Origin of the sequence: Roseofilum acuticapitatum BLCC-M154, assembly GCF_030068475.1 — a bacterium.
GTDB classification, from domain to species: Bacteria; Cyanobacteriota; Cyanobacteriia; order Cyanobacteriales; family Desertifilaceae; genus Roseofilum; species Roseofilum acuticapitatum.
Genome location: NZ_JAQOSP010000059.1, coordinates 12,755 through 29,633 on the forward strand (window position 1 = coordinate 12,755; position 16,879 = coordinate 29,633).

The window sequence follows — 16,879 nt, forward strand, 5'->3', positions numbered from 1 at the left end:
ATGCACTATTGTAGCTGTGTCACGGCACTAGGTTGTACTAGCTGCGATCGCCTTTTTCTTCATCGTCTCGAAGATATTGTAAAATCCATTAGCCCTAGATGGCGTTAGGTTCACTTCTAAACCAGTGTCTTTGATAAACTCGGCGGAGAGATGGGCTACTTCTTCGGGGGTTAAGCCATCGAGTCCTCTTACGAGTAGCGCGACTAGGCCTTTAGTGAGTTGAGCATCAGAATCCGCTTGATAGTGCAGTTTCCCCTCTTCTAGGGTTGCCGTCACATAAACTTGGGAAACACAACCAGGGACTTTATTTTCCTCTACCTTATCTGTGTCTGGAAAGGCGGGGAGTTTCTTGGCGTAGTCGATTAATTGTTCGATGCGACGCTTCGGGTCTTGACAGCGTTGGAAGCGTTTGACAATTTTCTCTAAGTTAGGGGGTAGGCTTTGGGTTGTTTCAGTCATAGGGCGATCGCCACCAACATCATCTAGTCGTCATACTGGATTCTAATCGATGAATTCCCTTTACCTATTCAGACTTAAGATATTTTTTCTGTGTTTTAAATCTTGAAGAAAAAGGAAAAGCGCCTGGGAGTCTGGCCGTGTTTCGACCCCAAGCGCGTTTTCCTTTCACTTTACTCCTCACCACCAACCACAGTCTATCACATCTTGAGCATGTGTCAAGAGCTAAGACAATTTTTCTAATAAATCGACCCGAACACAGCCCATTTCAAAGGCAGCGTACCAATGGCTGGCGCTTTCATAGAAGTGGCTAATCTCGACGGTTTTACCACTATAGGGCAGCACAATGAGATCGCCTGCTTTCCGTCCTTCGTACTCTGGTACTGGCTCCGGTTGTTCTAGTCTCGGCAGTCGGGGAGCATCATGGGCTTTACGGGGTTTGGGGACTTTGGAGACCCGTTCAGATGGAGTGGTCTGGGTAATGGGTTGGGGTCTTTGGGGTTTTTGGACGATTTCCGGCCGTTTGGGCCGTTGAACCCTAGGGGGAGTTAAGGAGAGTTCGGGTTGGGATTCAGGTTTAGACTCGGAGGGCTGGCGATCGCTAGAATTAGATTTAGTCATCTTTAAACGGGGAAAATGCAACAGAAGCACACTTGTGATCTATCCTATAGCGCTAGGCGCTGGTCATGGGTAATGTTTTTTTCGCCCCACTTAAACATTAAACCGGAAGAGCATCACATCCCCTTCCTGTACCACATACTCTTTACCCTCACTGCGTACCAGTCCTTTTTCCTTGGCTGCATTCATCGAGCCACTGGTGACCAAATCAGAGTAAGCCACGGTTTCAGAACGAATAAAACCCCGCTCAAAATCGGAATGAATCACCCCTGCTGCTTGGGGAGCGGTCATCCCGGCTGTAATTGTCCAAGCGCGGGTTTCCTTGGGCCCGGTGGTCAAATAAGTGCGTAATCCTAACAGGGTATAGGTTGCGCGAATCAAGGACTGCAAACCGCCTTCCTCTACTCCCAAACTGGCCAAAAAATCAGCCCGGTCTTCTGGAGGCAACTCGATTAACTCTGATTCTACCTGAGCGGAAATGGTGACGACTTGGGCCGTTTCTTGGGCGGCAATTTGTTTGACCTGCTCCACCCATTCATTGCCCTCGGCTAAATCATCCTCAGACACATTAGCCGCGTAAATAATCGGTTTAGCCGTTAATAATCCCAGACCTTTAATGCTGTCGAGTTCTTCCTCGTTCAAGGGGGCTAAACGGGCAGATTGGCCTTCATTCAATACCGGAATTAGTTTTTCTAGGGCGCTCACTTCTACCAGAGCATCCTTATTGCCCCTAGCTTGCTTACGAGCGCGGTCTAATCGGCGTTCTACCTGACTCAGGTCAGCTAGGGCTAATTCTAGATTAATCACCTCAATATCCCGACTAGGGTCAACAGAACCGGAAACATGAATGATATCATCATCTTCAAAGCATCGAACCACATGCACAATGGCATCTACTTCTCGAATATTGGCTAAAAACTGGTTACCGAGGCCTTCGCCTTGACTGGCTCCTTTGACTAAACCGGCAATATCCACAAATTCCATCCGCGTGGGAACGATTTGTTCAGATTGGGAAAGTTTAGCCAACACAGAGAGGCGTTCATCGGGGACGGCAACCACTCCAACATTGGGTTCGATCGTACAAAATGGAAAATTAGCCGCTTGTGCTTTAGCATTGGCGACTAAGGCGTTAAATAAGGTTGATTTGCCCACATTAGGCAGTCCAACAATTCCAGCTCTGAGCATTAGTGGAGTTTGTTAATGAAGTTTGAGGTTGTCAAGTTGATTTATAGTGTGTACCGAATCGCCAACTGGGTTGATTGAAAGTTATAGGATTTACCAAAGTGTCTCAAGCCAAAACCCCAATTCTAGATGCACTCCGGCACTATGCGACTCACGCTCACGCTCCGTTTTATACTCCAGGCCATAAACGGGGAGTGGGTATTTCTCGCCCTTTGGCGGATTTATTCGGGAGTTTGGTGTTTCAATCGGATTTACCGGAACTGCCGGATCTGGATAATTTATATGCTCCAGATGGGGCGATCCGAGAAGCGCAAGACTTGGCGGCCCAAGCATTTGGAGCCGATCGGACTTGGTTTTTGGTCAATGGTTCGACCGTCGGTGCGATCGCTGCAATTTTGGCAACTTGCACCAGTGGACAGAAGATTATTTTACCGCGAAATATCCATAGTTCGGCGATTTCTGGGTTAATTCTCTCTGGAGCGATGCCGATTTTTGTGAATCCGGAGTACGACCCAGACTGGGATATGGTCAATAGTGTTACGCCGATGTCGATTGAGAAGGCGTTGACTAAACATCCGGATGCGAAGGCGGTGATGATGGTCTATCCGACCTATCAGGGGGTTTGTGGGGATGTGGAGGCGATCGCCAATTTATGTCATGAGCATAATATTCCTCTGATTGTGGATGAGGCCCATGGCCCCCATTTTCACTTCCATCAGGATTTACCCCCTTCAGCCCTCTCCTGTGGTGCTGATGTCACCATTCAATCGATTCATAAGGTTTTGGGGGCGATGACGCAAGCTTCCATGCTCCATCTGAAGGGATCGCGGGTCGATCCCCAAGCCATTGGGCGATCGCTCCAATTACTCCAGTCTACCAGTCCCAGTTATTTACTCCTCGCTTCTCTAGATGCCGCACGTCAGCAAATGGCTCTCCAGGGAGAAGCATTAATTTCCCACACTTTAGAATTAGCAGAACGAGCCAAACAAAATCTGAAAACACTTCCCCAATTGGCGGTTTTAGAGGCCAAAATGAGTAAGGGATTTCTGGCTTTAGATCCCACTCGCTTAAGTGTGAAAGTGAGCGCTTGTGGCTTAACGGGTTATCAAGTGGATCGGCTTTTACACGATTGCCATGGAGTCATTGCTGAATTACCCTCAGCCCAATATTTAACTTTTATTATCAGCTTGGGTAATACCCAAAGCGATATCGATCAATTAATTCAAGGGTTATCCCAGGTTTGCCAAACCCCAGGCACTCATCAATTTAACTGCCCTCCTACTGTCTTACAACGATGGCAAGAAGAATGTTTATTTGTCCATCCGTCCTCCTTTCTGATTACTCCGGCTCTTTCTCCCCGTGAAGCCTTTTTCTCAGAAACAGAAACCTTACCCCTCGAACAAACCGATGAGCGCATTTGTGCGGAAATCATTTGCCCTTATCCTCCTGGAATTCCGGCGATCATGCCCGGTGAAATGATTAATATGTCCGCCTTAGACTATCTACAACAGGTTCTCTCCCTAGGAGGTACAATTACCGGATGTAGCGATCCTACTCTAAAAACTTTAAAAGTCGTGAGACAATAGGACGTTGGGTGAAATAGGCAATGGTGACCCCAAGCCAGACCCATTTTTAATTTTTAATTTCTAATTTTTAATTGATCTTATGTCCCTTTGGCCTTTTATTACTCCTGGTATCCCTGACGATCTTTTTGAGCGGTTACCGGGTATTCCCTTAAGTAAGCGGGAGATCCGACTTTTGTTGATTTCCGCTCTACGGTTGCGTAAGGATTCGGTTTTGTGGGACATTGGCGCAGGAACGGGAACGATTCCGGTGGAAACCGGGTTATTGTGTCCAGAAGGACGGATTTTTGCGGTGGAGCGCGATCGTGAGGTGGCTAGTCTCATTCGTCGAAATTGCGATCGCTTTGAAGTCAATAATGTAGAAATTATTGAAGGCAGCGCCCCCGAATGTTTAGAGGATATTCCCATGCGTCCCCATCGCGTTTGTATGGAAGGGGGACGCTCTGTTAAACCCATTTTAGAAGCCGTCTGGAATTTGTTACTTCCACAAGGGCGCATTGTCGCCACTGCTGCATCTTTAGAAAGTCTATATGCCCTCTCCGAAGGCTTTGCCCAGCTCCAAGTCCGCAACATCGAAGTGGTTCAATCTGGGGTTAACCGTCTGGAAAAACGGGGCATGTATCAGGTTTTTGCCGCCGTCAATCCCATGTTTATTATTAGTGGGGAAAAACTGGATTAATGGTCGTCAATCCAGAAACCCGGTTTCTTGCCCCCAAATTGATCATGATTTACGAATTTTGTAGGGGCGGGTTCACCAACAACTAGGAAAAGAACGATCAATTCCCAAAACCCGCCCCACCCCATCGATACAGCGCTTCGCGCTGTAGTGAGGTACGGTCTTCTAAATTTCTGCTTCGCAGATATAGCGCTTCGCGCTAGGGAATAGGGAATAGGGAATAGGGAATAGGGTTGTAGTACAGTATTATTAAGATTAAGTCATTGCGAATGGAACGAAGTGGAATGAAGCAATCGCAAAATCCCCCAATCTTGGCGTTTGGGCTTCGCGGACATGAAAGCGAAGCTTGCGTGTTTCCGCTTCGCGGACATGAAAAGCGAAGCTTGCGTGAAACGCGAAGCGCGAATGCTTCCCTGCGGTCGCAATGACAATTCTAACCCATAGATTAATGCTGTACCTCATAACAGCGCGAAACGCCGTAAAAATCATTACAGCCGTTTTCCCTCACGCTCTCAACGATAAAGTTCCTGAACCCATTTCCACTCCTCCGTTAAGCCCTGCTCTAGGGAAACTTGCGGCTGATATCCAATGAGCTGATTGGCTTTGGAAACATCAGCACTGGTATGGCGAGCATCTCCCATGGCGCGATCGATGTGATTTCTACGGATAGGCTGACCTACAATTTTTTCCATCGTATCCAACACATCTGTCAGTACCACCCGACTGCCGCCACCAATATTAAAAATTTCCCCAACTGCGTCAGGAGCCGTTGCCGCCGCAATATTGGCAGCTACAGCATCTTTAATAAAGGTAAAATCCCTGGTCTGCTGACCATCTCCATAGATGTCGATCGCCCGATCTTCCAATACCGCCTTGTAAAATTTATGAAACGCCATATCCGGGCGCTGACGGGGGCCATAGACCGTAAAATAGCGGAGTGCCGTAAAGGGAACCTGAAAATTTTGGTGATATAACACACATAATCGTTCCGCCGCCAACTTGGTAATGCCATAGGGAGAAACCGGTTGGGGAGGAATCATCTCTGAAGTGGGAAAGGTTTCCGCATTCCCATACACCGAAGACGTGGAAGCATAGACAAACCGTTTTAACGTCGTGAACTGTTTCGCCGCTTCCAGCATAATTTGAGTCGCGTTAATATTCCGTTCCGTATAGGAGCGAAACCCTTCCCCCCAACTCGCACGCACTCCCGCTTGCGCTGCTTGGTGATAAACCACCTCTACATCCGTCAGCAGGGAATTCCAGTCTAAAGTTTGAATATCTCCCTCTACCAGGGTGAACTGCGGATGATTTTCAAAACTGCTAACATTCCGACGTTTCAGTGTAGGGTCATAATAATCATTAAATTGATCGATACCAATGACTTCTTGACCTTGATTGAGTAAGGTTTCGGCTAAGGTAGAACCAATAAAACCAGCTACACCGGTTACAATTACTTTAGTCATTTCAAAGATAAATTTTAGATCTCATTCCTGCACAATTATAAGAGATGAATTAACCGAGGATGGTTTTCTTAATGTTTCTCAGTTTTTGTCTCCATTGCGGTTCCGGTTTAGGTGCTGGAGGGTCAGCCGGAGGATTGGGATCTCCGAGATAGCGGTAATATCTCCATAATTGCCTATAAGGGCCACCTTGTCTCATGGGACTTCCAGCCCAATGCAGATACATTAATCGCTTGCCTTTATCATACAAAACATGATCTTTTTCTTCAAAATGGCTTGATCCTGCCCAACTTCCCGGCACTCCTTCTGGTAGTTTCACCAAGTTTAAACGTTTAGGAATTGATTTGAGAACCAGGTAGTTGAGAATGGGTTGGTCAGTGACTTGGGAGGAAAAATCAAAGTATTCTCGATGTTGGGCACATTCTTGCAGAAGAGTATACATCTGCTCTTGAGAAAAAGCCGTTTTTTTAGAGGCCCAAAAGCCACTATTAAAAACATCTTGTAATTCTGCTTCCGTAAAGAGATTTTGTTCTTTGACTAAGGGCGAAAAAATATCTTGTAATCCTCGTCCAGAGTGATGATAATCGCAACAGATAAACCCATAGTCTGATAAGTAAGAGAGGATATCGGACATCTTTTCAAAGACGATGATATCCGTATCGATATAGAGAAAGTCGTCTAGGGGGCCGAACCACGCAACGAGCTTTCGCATTTTGTTGGGTAAGGCCAGAAAGTCCCGATCGAATATCTCGCCAATTTTGCTAGTAAATTCTTCTACAAGATCTAAATCTGGAAAAACCTGAACATTATGTTTCTCTCCCAGGATTTGGGCGGTTTCTTGATATTCCTCATTGAAGGGTATCATGTAAACTGTAATGCCAGGATCGTACATGCGAATACTGTTTAAGAGGGCGATCGCATTCTCTTTAACTTTATTGTTCGCTACAATGTAAATTCCTTGGTTCATGATTATTTCCTAGAGGTCTTCATTCCTAATTTACGCAACACTTTATCTATAAACGTAGGGGGTGCATTATAAGGTTTAGGTTTACCCACAAACTGGGGTCGCTTTTCTGGTTCGTGCAAATAGCGATAGTGCAAGAAGATATCTCGATAGGGAAAGTCTAAGTTTTCTCCCGCACAGAGTCTAGTGAATACCTTAGAGGATATACCGATATAGTGTAGGTAAGTGAGCTGTACTCCTTTATCATAGAGCAAATGACCCCGTTGCTCAAAGTGAGGAGAAGTGACAGAACATCCAGTCGTTTGCTCTTTGGGAAGTTGCAGAGAAAAGTTGTAGGCTGGGCGATCGCAACGCATGGTCATATAGTTAAGGATAGACTGATCCGGCCCATTGGGGTATAAGATTTCTGCTTCACCTGATTCCAATTGCTGGAGTAACCACTCTCGCGTTTCTTGGGGAAATAATCCCCGTTTAGATGCATAAAAACCTGCACAAAAAATTTCTGAACTTAAACGCTCTTGTGGAAAAATCTCCCCGACTTTTTCAGAGTGAATATTGTAAACATGGCTAAGATCTTTGTATTGGAAATCATAGACCACGAAATCTTTATCATGGATGCGATCGAAAACAAAATCTAACTGATTGAGAACCAGAACATCACCATCACAATAAATGAAGTTTTCTAAAGGACTGTCTTCATCAAAAGCACAAAATCTCCGATGCATCCCTAAACGATTGACTCCTTCAATTCCTCTTGATTGCCAATTTGCTAAGGCTGAAGGATGTCTCTTCCAAATTTCATACGCAAAATCTTCCCATCGAGAAAGAATAGCCTCATCAGAAAGAAGCTCGACATTGTTTCGACTTTTGACTAACTCCTGAATTCGATCTAAGCGGTTATCGTAGGGAATAATCCAAACGGGAAACTCTGGACTGAGATTAACTTCAATACTGTTTAAAAGAGCTACAACTTGATCGTAGACAACATCATTGGCAAGGGTGTAAATTCCATCAGTCATAAGCTTACGATCTGTAGGTCACAGACATGACGCAAAAATAGATTCGTCTCCATTATGACTGATAGATTCTTCCTTTGGCAAGGTTTGTAGGGTTTACAACCTGTCTAAAAACAAAGATAAAGACAATCAGTTTTTTATCATTCGTGATTTTTTTATCTCTTCAAAGATAGAATTCGTCGCTGTAAATTATTCAACTTGAGGGCTAGATAACGACCCATGAAAAATTTTTGACGTTGCCAATTGGATAAATTTCGCCATTCTTCATAGGCAGGAACGCAAGTTTCGAGTAAAAAATCTTGCCATTTCTTAGTAATATTCTCTGGAGTGATTTCTTGCGCCCGTTGTTTACAATTGTTCATCATCGCTTGGCGAAATTGCATATCATCTCGCAGACGTTTCAGCGCATTCACGGTATCTTCATAGCTATTGACTTCGATGTAGTCCAGCTCACTTTTTCTCTCTCCCTGAAAGGCAGACTCACGTCCTAAAATCGCTGGAACTCCTGCGTTCCAAGCGTTGAAGAGTTTTGATGCTGGTTTCCAAGGATAATCTGTGTTATCGTTAAATGAGCGCACAGCAAGGATAGCGTCTACTTCACTATAGTCGTGCCAGCGATCGCGCTCTTTCTCTCGTCGCCAGTTTAACCCCATTTTCTTGAGCTGTTCCTGCCATTGGGGTTGACAAAGTTCAGGAGCTAAGTTATAAGTAATACCAAAGTAAGCCACATTCTCAAAGCGATCGCCTCTTTCGGGGTTTCTCGGAATAACGCCAGCTTGAGGCCAATGGGGCAAGTAAAATCGCTTACTTGGTAACAAGTATCTATCTTCATCCACAGATTGGATCTGTAAAGGAGGGGAATCAACTTCACAAGCATTCTGAACCACATGAATTGGTGCGTAAGGATGAGAATTTTGATCTCCCTTCACACACACCCAAAGGAGATCGGCAGGAGGTTTTGCTTCATAAGGCAAAGAGTACCGATAAGCAACTACGATCCCCTCCTTTGGCATTTCTGAAACCAACTGGCAAGAAAATCCACTTTCGTACAAACGCAAATAAGTTTGTAAAATCCAACTCCCTAGAACATTTGCTGGACGCAGCTCTTCTGCTCTATCAGGAATGATTTTTGGCCAATCTCTGCGAGGAATATAAAAGTATATTTTAGGTAGGTTCTCGATCATCAAAGTTAACTCCAGCTCGTCTGATCCCTAATAAATTAGATCAATTATACAATTATTAGGATCACTCCATATACAAAATCAAAATTATTGACAAATAAAGATATAAATGTTATGTTACTATTTGTTTGTTTGATTTATGTCAAGCAACAACTTGCATCAAAAAAATCTATAATCATAATTTTCTCTAAACTTAAGTTTAATGAATACCAAAAAAGTTTTGTTTATCATCTCAGCAGGACACTCTGGCTCTAGCCTTCTTTCCGTCATTCTGGGGAGTCATCCTCAGTGCTTTTCTGCTGGAGAATTTGGAAATCTGCCTAACCGCTACAGAAACGGAGCTTTCCTAGACTGTATTAACCGTAATTCAGATTTTTGGGAAGAAACCTTTGGCAAAGAAGGTATAAAGCAACTCTCTATTGGCTTAGGGGACACTCGTGCAACACCCTATATTCCTTTAAAAATAGAAAAAAGAGTTCGAGAATTCTTAGGCAACGACCAAGTCTTTAATCCCTATAGCTTAATGTTTTCTAAACTTAATGAAGAAGTAATAATCGATGCCACTAAATTTTACCCCTTTGTGGAAAAGAAGCTTAAGGCTAGAGAATTTAGATCTGGGGAAGTTGAAGCCTATTTATTACATTTAGTTAGAGATGGAAGAGCAGTCCTTAATTCTTTCCTACGCAGATTCCAAGATATGGACGTTGTAGACTTTACTGAGGGTTGGGTACAAAAGACGAAGGGAAGGCAGGCTTATTTTCATTCATTTAAAGAAGATAAAAAAATAGAAATTGCCTATGAAGACTTGGCCAGTCAACCACACCAAACCATTCAAACCATTTGCCAATGGATTGGCATAGAATTTATAGAGGATATGCTAGAGTACTGGAAATACGATCACCATGACATTTCTGGCAACGATGGAACTTACTCTTTAATTAGACGCTACCAAGGGAAAGAAATACTAGATAAAGTGCGTGAAGTTCATGGAGAGTATTACGAAAAACGAGATTTATCAATTAAATTAGATTTACGCTGGAAAAAAGAGCTATCACCAGAGAACTTAGAAATATTCAACCGTATTGCTGGAGCAGTTAACCAACCCTATGAGTACAATTGAGCAAAGAGGATGAGAAGGTAATTAAATCATGAACCTTATAGATATAAGGGTAAGGTCTACTGATGAAAGTTTGCTTTCTTTTTCCCCAAATATCTTTGTTTAGAGATATTTTTGAATAACTCTTGTACCCTCTCATATTAAGTGAGGAATGAAGCAATCATCAATATTTTTGTGATATCAAAAATAAAGTTTATCATCGCTTAACAGAGTGAATCTATGGATTAAGTGATCACCCTTAATTATTGACAATTATAAATAAACATGATAACCTAAAGGAGGAAAATATATAGTACAAAATAATATAAAATTGTCATTTATGATCAAAAAAATAGATAGAAGAAATAAAGTTGTTTTTGTAATAAGTATGGGTCGCTCAGGATCAACCTTAGTTGAATTGATGATTGGCAGTCACCCAGATGCGTTTTCATTAGGTGAAATCAGCAAGCTTCCTCAGATGGTACAAAAAGGAAGAGACTTTTGGTATCCTGAAGATAGTACCTTTTGGCTAGATAATTTTACAAAGGCAGAATTAAAGCAATTTGCAGCAGGAATGAGCAATCACAGATTGCATCGATATATTCCTTTAAAACTTGAACGCCTAGTTCGAGAATGGTTAGGGAATGACGAAATTCTTAATCCCTATACTATACTTTTTTCTAAAACTAAACAATCTATTCTGACTGATTCTAGCAAGGAAGTGAGTTGGATCTCCAATAAATTGAAGGCTAGGGAATTTAGGCAAAATAAAATTGATGCTTACCTCTTATATAATGTACGAGATGGTCGAGCAGTTATTAACTCCTATCTCCGGTTTAAGAAAGACTCCATAGAAAACCTCAGTCATCAATGGGTTAATCTTTTTAAAGAGCAAAGTGAATTTTACAATAATTTTTCAGATGATAGAAAGTTAGCAATTCGCTATGAAGAAATGGCCACCAATCCTCACAAAGTGTTGCAACATATATGCCATTGGTTAGATATTGAGTTTGTCCCGGATATGATCGAATACTGGAAGCACGATCATCATCATGTTGTTGGCAGTCGAGGAGCAAATGCTTTAATTGCAAAATACAAGGGGAAAAAACAAAAAAACATGGAAAGTCATGGTCAATACTATCAAGACCCAGAATTTAAAATCAAGCTAGACATGCGATGGAAGCAAGAGTTATCACCAGAAAATTTACAAGTGTTTAATCAGATTGCTGGAGAACTTAATAAACCTTATGAATGGAACTTAGACATATAAGTAATGACTAAGTTTTAATTCAAGTCTGATCTTGCGTTCTGGAGGCACTGGTTCAACTTTTGGGCCAGCTCAAGTACATTAGGGTAATCCATAAAAGAGCCATGGTTGCCTGGTACATCATAAACTTCTACACCAACAGAAGTCATTTTTCTCCAACCTAGTAGTGGATCAAGTTTCCATCCTTCTGGTATGGGTCGTCCTAACCTGGAGCGAAATAGTGTAATTTTGCCATCATAGATGGTAGGAGTATAGCGGCTTTTTGCAGCTCTATTGACTTTCCGAATAAAATGACTGGTTTGAATCACAATATTTGTGCCATCATCTTTAGGCAACCAGTCTTCAGAAGGAAGTTGGTCGAAAGCCTTAGAAGATGAAGCCATACCCTTCATACGATCTTGCCAACGTTCAACAAGATACTCAAAACCTTGTTGAGAAAATCTTCTCCAATGCCGAGCGAGTCGTTCATAGGGTGAAAGAGGTGTGGTGTGAATACGTTCAAGAGCATAGGGGCTATGGCTATCAAGAATGACAAGCAGAGCAATTTCCTGGCCTTGTTGTCTGAGTTGTTGTGCCATTTCAAAAGCTACTAGACCACCAAAAGAGTAACCTCCAATCAAGTAAGGACCTTGAGCTTGCAATGCTTGCATTGTTTGAATATTACGAGCAGCTATAGCTTCAATAGTAGTTAAAGGTTGGGTTTTGCCATCAAGACCTTGTGCTTGTAAACCATATAACGGTTGATGCAAACCTAATTCAATTGCTAAGTTGCTATAATTAAGAACATTTCCTCCTATCCCATGACTAACAAAGAAGGGAGGATTATCGCCATTGGGCTGAATTGGAACTAACGATGACCAGGCATCAGTGAAGCGATCGCTTTGCAATATTTCTGCTATTTCTTTGATCGTTGGTGCTTTCATCAGTAAAGCCAGAGGAAGCTTCACCCCCAAGGTTTGTTCAATTTCAGAGAAAATTTGGGCAGCTAATAGGGAATGTCCGCCAATTTCAAAGAAATGATCGCAAATCCCAATAGGCTTTTGCTCCAACCATTTTTCCCAAATTTCTACCAATTGGCCTTCAATTTCGTTGCTAGGAGGGATAAACTGCTGAGTTAATTCTAAGTTATCGCGGCTTGGTTCTGGCAAAGCACGACGATCTAATTTACCATTTGGTGTTAGAGGTAGAGCATCTAAGAACATGAAATGGGCAGGTATCATATAGTCAGGGAGCTTGCCTTGAATCTCATGTCGTAATTCTTCCTTTAAAGAAGAGTGAACAGCCATGGTAAGGCCAGATTTGGGGATTAAATAGGCAACCAGTTGAGTTTCTCCTTGAAGAGTTTCATGGGCAGAAACAACAGATTGTTTAATCTGGGGATGATTTTCTAGAACAGCTTCAATCTCACCAGTTTCGACTCGCATTCCACGGATTTTAACTTGAAAATCTACTCGCCCAAGAATTTCTAAACCACCGCTTTCTAAAATACGAGCCACATCCCCAGAGCGAAAAAGCCGATTAAAGGGATCTTCTGAGAAAGGATTAGAAATAAATTTGGCCTCATTATCTTGGGGGCGGTTGAGATAGCCTCGTGCCAGATTTTTTCCAGAAATCGCCAATTCCCCAATTTCACCCATAGGTAGAAGATTAAGGTTTTCATCCACCACGTGAATACAATTGTGATCGTAAAGTTTCCCCACAACCGGTACATAACCAGAATCTCGTTCAAAGTCTTCAGGGACACAATTGGCACAAACTCCTAGAGTTTCTGTCTGACCATAAAGATTAAAAACTTGTGGTTGTTTGTTTATCGGAAATTGACGGCGAACTTTTTTCAGGAGAGGACAAGGTAAAAGACCACCTGAAAAGACAAGAAACCGCAACTGACTAGAGTGGAGCAAATTTTGCTTTTCGAGAGGAAGAGTGTCTAAAGATTGAATCCCGTAGCGCCAAACTGACGCAACTGTATCAAATACAGTTACCTTTTTATCTATGATGAATTGAAACAACTGGAGTGGATTTTTAATGTATTCATCAGTGGCAACAATAACTTTTGCTCCTTTACATAAGGGAAATAGGAGTTGACGTAAAGACGAAGAAAACGAGAAGGAAGCAGTATGTAAGTAGTAGTCTTGTTCTGTAATAGGGAAAACATCTGTTAGTCCCTTCAGGTAATAGCTAACATTTTCCTGAGTAATTTGTACTCCCTTGGGTTTACCGGTTGATCCTGATGTGTAGATAATGTAAGCCAGGTTATCGGGTTGAACAGTTCTTAAGGGATTATCCTGTGGATAGGATCTCAAAAGAGAACGATCTGTATCTAAATTTATTATTTTTCCCAAATAACTAGGAAACCCCTCTCGTAAATGTTCTTGGGTAAGTAACCAAGAAATTTCTGTTTCCTGAAGAATAAATTCCGAGCGTTCTTTAGGATATTTCGGATCGAGTGGAATATAAGCTCCTCCTGCTTTCCAAATCCCTAAAATGCCTATAATTAACTCCAAAGAGCGTTCGGCACAGATGCCGACACGGACTTCTGGTTTTACCCCTAAGCTTTGTAAATAATGTGCCAGTTGATTCACTTGGTAATTGAGTTGCTCATATGTTAACTGCACATCATTACATTCGAGGGCGATCGCATTGGGGCTTTGCTGGACTTGCTCTTCCCATAAACTTTGAAATAGTTTCATAGTAATTTTACTCCATAGATAGATATATAATAGCTTATAGCCACGGTTTTCTCTTCTTTAAATTGAAATGAGTCGTATTTTGCTATCGCTTTAGTCCTTCTAACATTGTCACGACATCTGGATTGTCCTTCCTCCAGATATTTCTTTGTTTACGAATGTCTTCCAAATGCTCTTCAATATTCTCTTGAGCAATCATAATACCAAAATCTTCCGGCACTATTTCTTGATTATACTGTAAAATCCGATTGAGAATCAAGTCTCCAACGTGCATTGTAAAATGAGAACTATCCCTGTATTTAGTCATTTGATCGGTGATGAATTCCGTAGTTATACTGTTATAGCCAGAAAAGTCCCAAACTGGGAGTATATTAACAATCTCTCGCTTCCCTTGTTCTATAACTGCTTCACTACCTGACATATACATAGCTTCAAATTGAGTAACGTGAGGTGGTGTAATAAAGGCTATCAAATTCAGGTTATTTTCTCGACATAAATCAACAATAATACTGAGATTTTCTAAAGCAAATGGAAATATTTTATCCTTTGGATTATTAATTATTCCTGGAAGCCAAGAAGTAAACTTCACATTCCTATATTTCACATAGTCAGTATCGCGAACGCCTTTAGAGTTATAGTATTCGTAATCTGGTTTGTCTAAATTAGCTTTAATAGATTCAAGACTTTTACTAAACGTATCCCAAGAAAAATTAATTTCTAGAGATTCTGATAACGGCAAACCTTGTTGTTGCAACCTATCTTCTTTAAAACCGGTTTTCCTTAAATAGGGATCTTCTAGAAGCCATAAATCTATGCCTAGAATAACGACTTGAATATTTTCTTGTGTTTGAATAGCATATTCCAAATAACGTCTTTGCTCATAAAACGTCATTCCTTGCATAGCTAAATTATAAACAGGTTGATATGTTTGTAATGCTGGATGCTCTACATCAAAGGCTGTTTCTACGCGAGATGCCCCTAAAAATATGGTTTTAGCATCTTGACGAGTTAGGTCTACTGCCTTATATAATCTAGTGTTATCTACAGTTGCAGGCTTAGACTGATTAATTCCTGGAATAACTAGGATCTTGATAATGCCGAAAGGATCAATAATTGCATTAAAGAGGGCAACTAGACACGATCCGCTTGCTGCTACTGACAACAAGATCAGAGTAAAACTACGATAAGGCTTCATCTTCACCTCAGAATTGAAAATATAAGAACTCGCTGACTTGATTCAAGGAGAGTAAACACACAAAAACCATCGTACCCGCTCCAACTGCCCACCACCATTTAGGTTGAAACTTTTCCATTATTTCTTGGGTATTTGGACACCAAATTACCAGTGCAAGTAAGGCGATAATGGTTCCCAAATTGATGCCTAAAGTTGTAGCATCGGTTCCTGGAAGATAGGGTAGTGCTGATAGCACTTCTTGTCCCTTGAATTCTACACCCAAAGGAGTGAGCCAAGATAAAAGTGACTCAAACTTACCGGGTAAAACAATACCTTTCATTCCAGTAACTGATTGAATCATGAAGGCAGCATCTTGAAAGCTCGTCGATCGAAATAAGATCCAACTCATCACCACAGCAAAAAAGGTAATGAACCATGCAAGAAACCAAGGTAATTTAATACGCAGTCGTTGCCATTGCCGGTCTATAACGAGGTATAAACCGTGAAGTCCTCCCCAGACCACAAATGTCCAACCTGCACCATGCCAAAGTCCTCCTAAGAACATAGTAATCATTAAATTCAAATTTCGCCTTAGTTCTCCTTTACGGTTTCCTCCTAGTGGAATATACAGATAATCCCGGAGAAAGTTTGAGAGGGTAATATGCCACCTGCGCCAAAAATCAGCAATGGAGGTTGCTTTGTAGGGAGAATCAAAGTTAATCGGCAATTCAATATTAAACATCCATCCCAAGCCGATCGCCATATCTGAGTAGCCGGAAAAGTCGAAATACAGTTGTAGCGTATAGCATAATGCTCCTACCCAGGCTTCTACAAAACTCACCTGGCTTGCATGATCGAATACGTCTGCCACCCAAGGGGAAAGACGGTCTGCAATGAGCATTTTTTTACTCAAGCCCAAGGTGAACAGGGTTAGTCCTCTGGCAAAGTTGCGATCGGAGAAAATAAATTTACGCTTCTGCCAAAATTGTGGGATCAGTTCATCATGACGGAGAATCGGGCCAGCAATGAGTTGAGGGAAAAAAGACACAAATAAACTGTATTCAAGAACGCCGTATTTTTTGGTTTCCCCACGATAGGCATCAACGAGATAAGCAATTTGGGTAAAGGTATAAAAGGAAATGGCTAGGGGCAGGACAATGTTGGGCACTGGAAGATCGGTATTCAAGATGCCATTCATCGATTGAGCTAAAAATCCTGCGTATTTGTAGTATCCGATAAATCCTAAGTTGATACAGACACCACTGATTAATAAGAGTTTAGCCTGTTGACTTCCATGCTCTGTTCTTGATAGAGTTCTACCGATGAAAAAGTTAGTGAGAATGGAAATTACCAGTAGCGGCAAATAGGCTACATTCCAGTAGGCATAGAAAAAGAGGGAGGTAGCCACTAGCCAAATCATCGCTGCTAAAGTGAGTCGAAATTTAGCTAGACCAAAAAAAATAATTAAGGTAAGGGGTAAAAATAAGAGAATAAAGACGTGGGAATTAAATAGCATAGG

Annotated in this window: 14 protein-coding genes; 4 read left to right on the plus strand and 10 right to left on the minus strand. The window is 41.9% G+C overall.

The features are described from left to right. Positions 1-27 precede the first annotated feature (27 nt). From PMG71_RS08185 to ychF, 3 genes are all read right to left on the minus strand, one after another. Positions 28-459: a SufE family protein gene (locus PMG71_RS08185; protein WP_283753171.1), complete on the minus strand. Its 432-nt coding sequence runs from the start codon at positions 457-459 to the stop codon at positions 28-30. Between the two features lie 222 nt (positions 460-681). Continuing rightward, on the minus strand, positions 682-1,077 hold the full coding sequence (locus PMG71_RS08190) for a hypothetical protein (protein WP_283753172.1): 396 nt from the start codon (positions 1,075-1,077) through the stop codon (positions 682-684). Positions 1,078-1,167: 90 nt separating this feature from the next. Next, positions 1,168-2,259, minus strand: a complete 1,092-nt coding sequence (gene ychF / locus PMG71_RS08195) for a redox-regulated ATPase YchF (protein ID WP_283753173.1) — start codon at positions 2,257-2,259, stop codon at positions 1,168-1,170. 98 nt (positions 2,260-2,357) lie between these two features. On the opposite strand from ychF, the gene PMG71_RS08200 reads away from it, so the two are divergent. Then, positions 2,358-3,842: an aminotransferase class I/II-fold pyridoxal phosphate-dependent enzyme gene (locus PMG71_RS08200; RefSeq protein WP_283753174.1), complete on the plus strand. Its 1,485-nt coding sequence runs from the start codon at positions 2,358-2,360 to the stop codon at positions 3,840-3,842. 79 nt (positions 3,843-3,921) lie between these two features. Then, the gene (gene cbiT / locus PMG71_RS08205) at positions 3,922-4,518 is read left to right on the plus strand and encodes a precorrin-6Y C5,15-methyltransferase subunit CbiT (RefSeq protein WP_283753175.1); all 597 of its coding nucleotides are present in this window, start codon (positions 3,922-3,924) and stop codon (positions 4,516-4,518) included. A gap of 509 nt (positions 4,519-5,027) precedes the next feature. On the opposite strand, the gene PMG71_RS08210 is transcribed toward cbiT, so the two are convergent. From PMG71_RS08210 to PMG71_RS08225, 4 genes are all read right to left on the minus strand, one after another. Then, a complete protein-coding gene (locus tag PMG71_RS08210; protein ID WP_283753176.1) occupies positions 5,028-5,978 on the minus strand; it encodes an NAD-dependent epimerase/dehydratase family protein in 951 nt (316 codons plus the stop codon). A 49-nt stretch (positions 5,979-6,027) separates the two neighbouring features. Next, a complete protein-coding gene (locus PMG71_RS08215; RefSeq protein WP_283753177.1) occupies positions 6,028-6,942 on the minus strand; it encodes an Npun_R2821/Npun_R2822 family protein in 915 nt (304 codons plus the stop codon). Between the two features lie 2 nt (positions 6,943-6,944). After that, positions 6,945-7,958, minus strand: coding sequence for an Npun_R2821/Npun_R2822 family protein (locus tag PMG71_RS08220; protein ID WP_283753178.1), 1,014 nt, complete (start codon positions 7,956-7,958; stop codon positions 6,945-6,947). A 152-nt stretch (positions 7,959-8,110) separates the two neighbouring features. Continuing rightward, positions 8,111-9,139, minus strand: a complete 1,029-nt coding sequence (locus PMG71_RS08225) for a glycosyltransferase (protein WP_283753179.1) — start codon at positions 9,137-9,139, stop codon at positions 8,111-8,113. Positions 9,140-9,338: 199 nt separating this feature from the next. On the opposite strand from PMG71_RS08225, the gene PMG71_RS08230 reads away from it, so the two are divergent. Then, entirely contained in the window at positions 9,339-10,256 is a 918-nt protein-coding gene (locus PMG71_RS08230) for a sulfotransferase family protein (RefSeq protein ID WP_283753180.1), read from the plus strand. Positions 10,257-10,572: 316 nt separating this feature from the next. Beyond that, positions 10,573-11,502 carry a sulfotransferase family protein gene (locus tag PMG71_RS08235; RefSeq protein ID WP_283753181.1) on the plus strand — a complete coding sequence of 310 codons (930 nt, stop codon included), beginning with the start codon at positions 10,573-10,575 and terminating at the stop codon, positions 11,500-11,502. A 14-nt stretch (positions 11,503-11,516) separates the two neighbouring features. Here the strand turns inward: PMG71_RS08235 and PMG71_RS08240 are convergent, their stop codons facing one another. From PMG71_RS08240 to PMG71_RS08250, 3 genes are all read right to left on the minus strand, one after another. Then, a complete protein-coding gene (locus PMG71_RS08240) occupies positions 11,517-14,189 on the minus strand; it encodes a non-ribosomal peptide synthetase (RefSeq protein ID WP_283753182.1) in 2,673 nt (890 codons plus the stop codon). A gap of 82 nt (positions 14,190-14,271) precedes the next feature. Further along, on the minus strand, positions 14,272-15,381 hold the full coding sequence (locus PMG71_RS08245; RefSeq protein WP_283753183.1) for a hypothetical protein: 1,110 nt from the start codon (positions 15,379-15,381) through the stop codon (positions 14,272-14,274). Positions 15,382-15,388: 7 nt separating this feature from the next. Continuing rightward, positions 15,389-16,876 (minus strand): MBOAT family O-acyltransferase, encoded by a 1,488-nt coding sequence (locus PMG71_RS08250; RefSeq protein ID WP_283753184.1) that lies wholly within the window; start codon positions 16,874-16,876, stop codon positions 15,389-15,391. Positions 16,877-16,879: the final 3 nt, after the last annotated feature.

What these genes read in the sequence shown, in the direction of transcription:
- PMG71_RS08240 (WP_283753182.1), bottom strand. Translation starts at nt 14,189, where the DNA reads ATGAAACTATTTCAAAGTTTATGGGAAGAGCAAGTCCAGCAAAGCCCC.
- PMG71_RS08190 (WP_283753172.1), bottom strand. Translation starts at nt 1,077, where the DNA reads ATGACTAAATCTAATTCTAGCGATCGCCAGCCCTCCGAGTCTAAACCT.
- PMG71_RS08225 (WP_283753179.1), bottom strand. Translation starts at nt 9,139, where the DNA reads ATGATCGAGAACCTACCTAAAATATACTTTTATATTCCTCGCAGAGAT.
- PMG71_RS08210 (WP_283753176.1), bottom strand. Translation starts at nt 5,978, where the DNA reads ATGACTAAAGTAATTGTAACCGGTGTAGCTGGTTTTATTGGTTCTACC.
- cbiT (WP_283753175.1), top strand. Translation starts at nt 3,922, where the DNA reads ATGTCCCTTTGGCCTTTTATTACTCCTGGTATCCCTGACGATCTTTTT.
- PMG71_RS08235 (WP_283753181.1), top strand. Translation starts at nt 10,573, where the DNA reads ATGATCAAAAAAATAGATAGAAGAAATAAAGTTGTTTTTGTAATAAGT.
- PMG71_RS08215 (WP_283753177.1), bottom strand. Translation starts at nt 6,942, where the DNA reads ATGAACCAAGGAATTTACATTGTAGCGAACAATAAAGTTAAAGAGAAT.
- ychF (WP_283753173.1), bottom strand. Translation starts at nt 2,259, where the DNA reads ATGCTCAGAGCTGGAATTGTTGGACTGCCTAATGTGGGCAAATCAACC.
- PMG71_RS08185 (WP_283753171.1), bottom strand. Translation starts at nt 459, where the DNA reads ATGACTGAAACAACCCAAAGCCTACCCCCTAACTTAGAGAAAATTGTC.
- PMG71_RS08220 (WP_283753178.1), bottom strand. Translation starts at nt 7,958, where the DNA reads ATGACTGATGGAATTTACACCCTTGCCAATGATGTTGTCTACGATCAA.
- PMG71_RS08245 (WP_283753183.1), bottom strand. Translation starts at nt 15,381, where the DNA reads ATGAAGCCTTATCGTAGTTTTACTCTGATCTTGTTGTCAGTAGCAGCA.
- PMG71_RS08230 (WP_283753180.1), top strand. Translation starts at nt 9,339, where the DNA reads ATGAATACCAAAAAAGTTTTGTTTATCATCTCAGCAGGACACTCTGGC.
- PMG71_RS08250 (WP_283753184.1), bottom strand. Translation starts at nt 16,876, where the DNA reads ATGCTATTTAATTCCCACGTCTTTATTCTCTTATTTTTACCCCTTACC.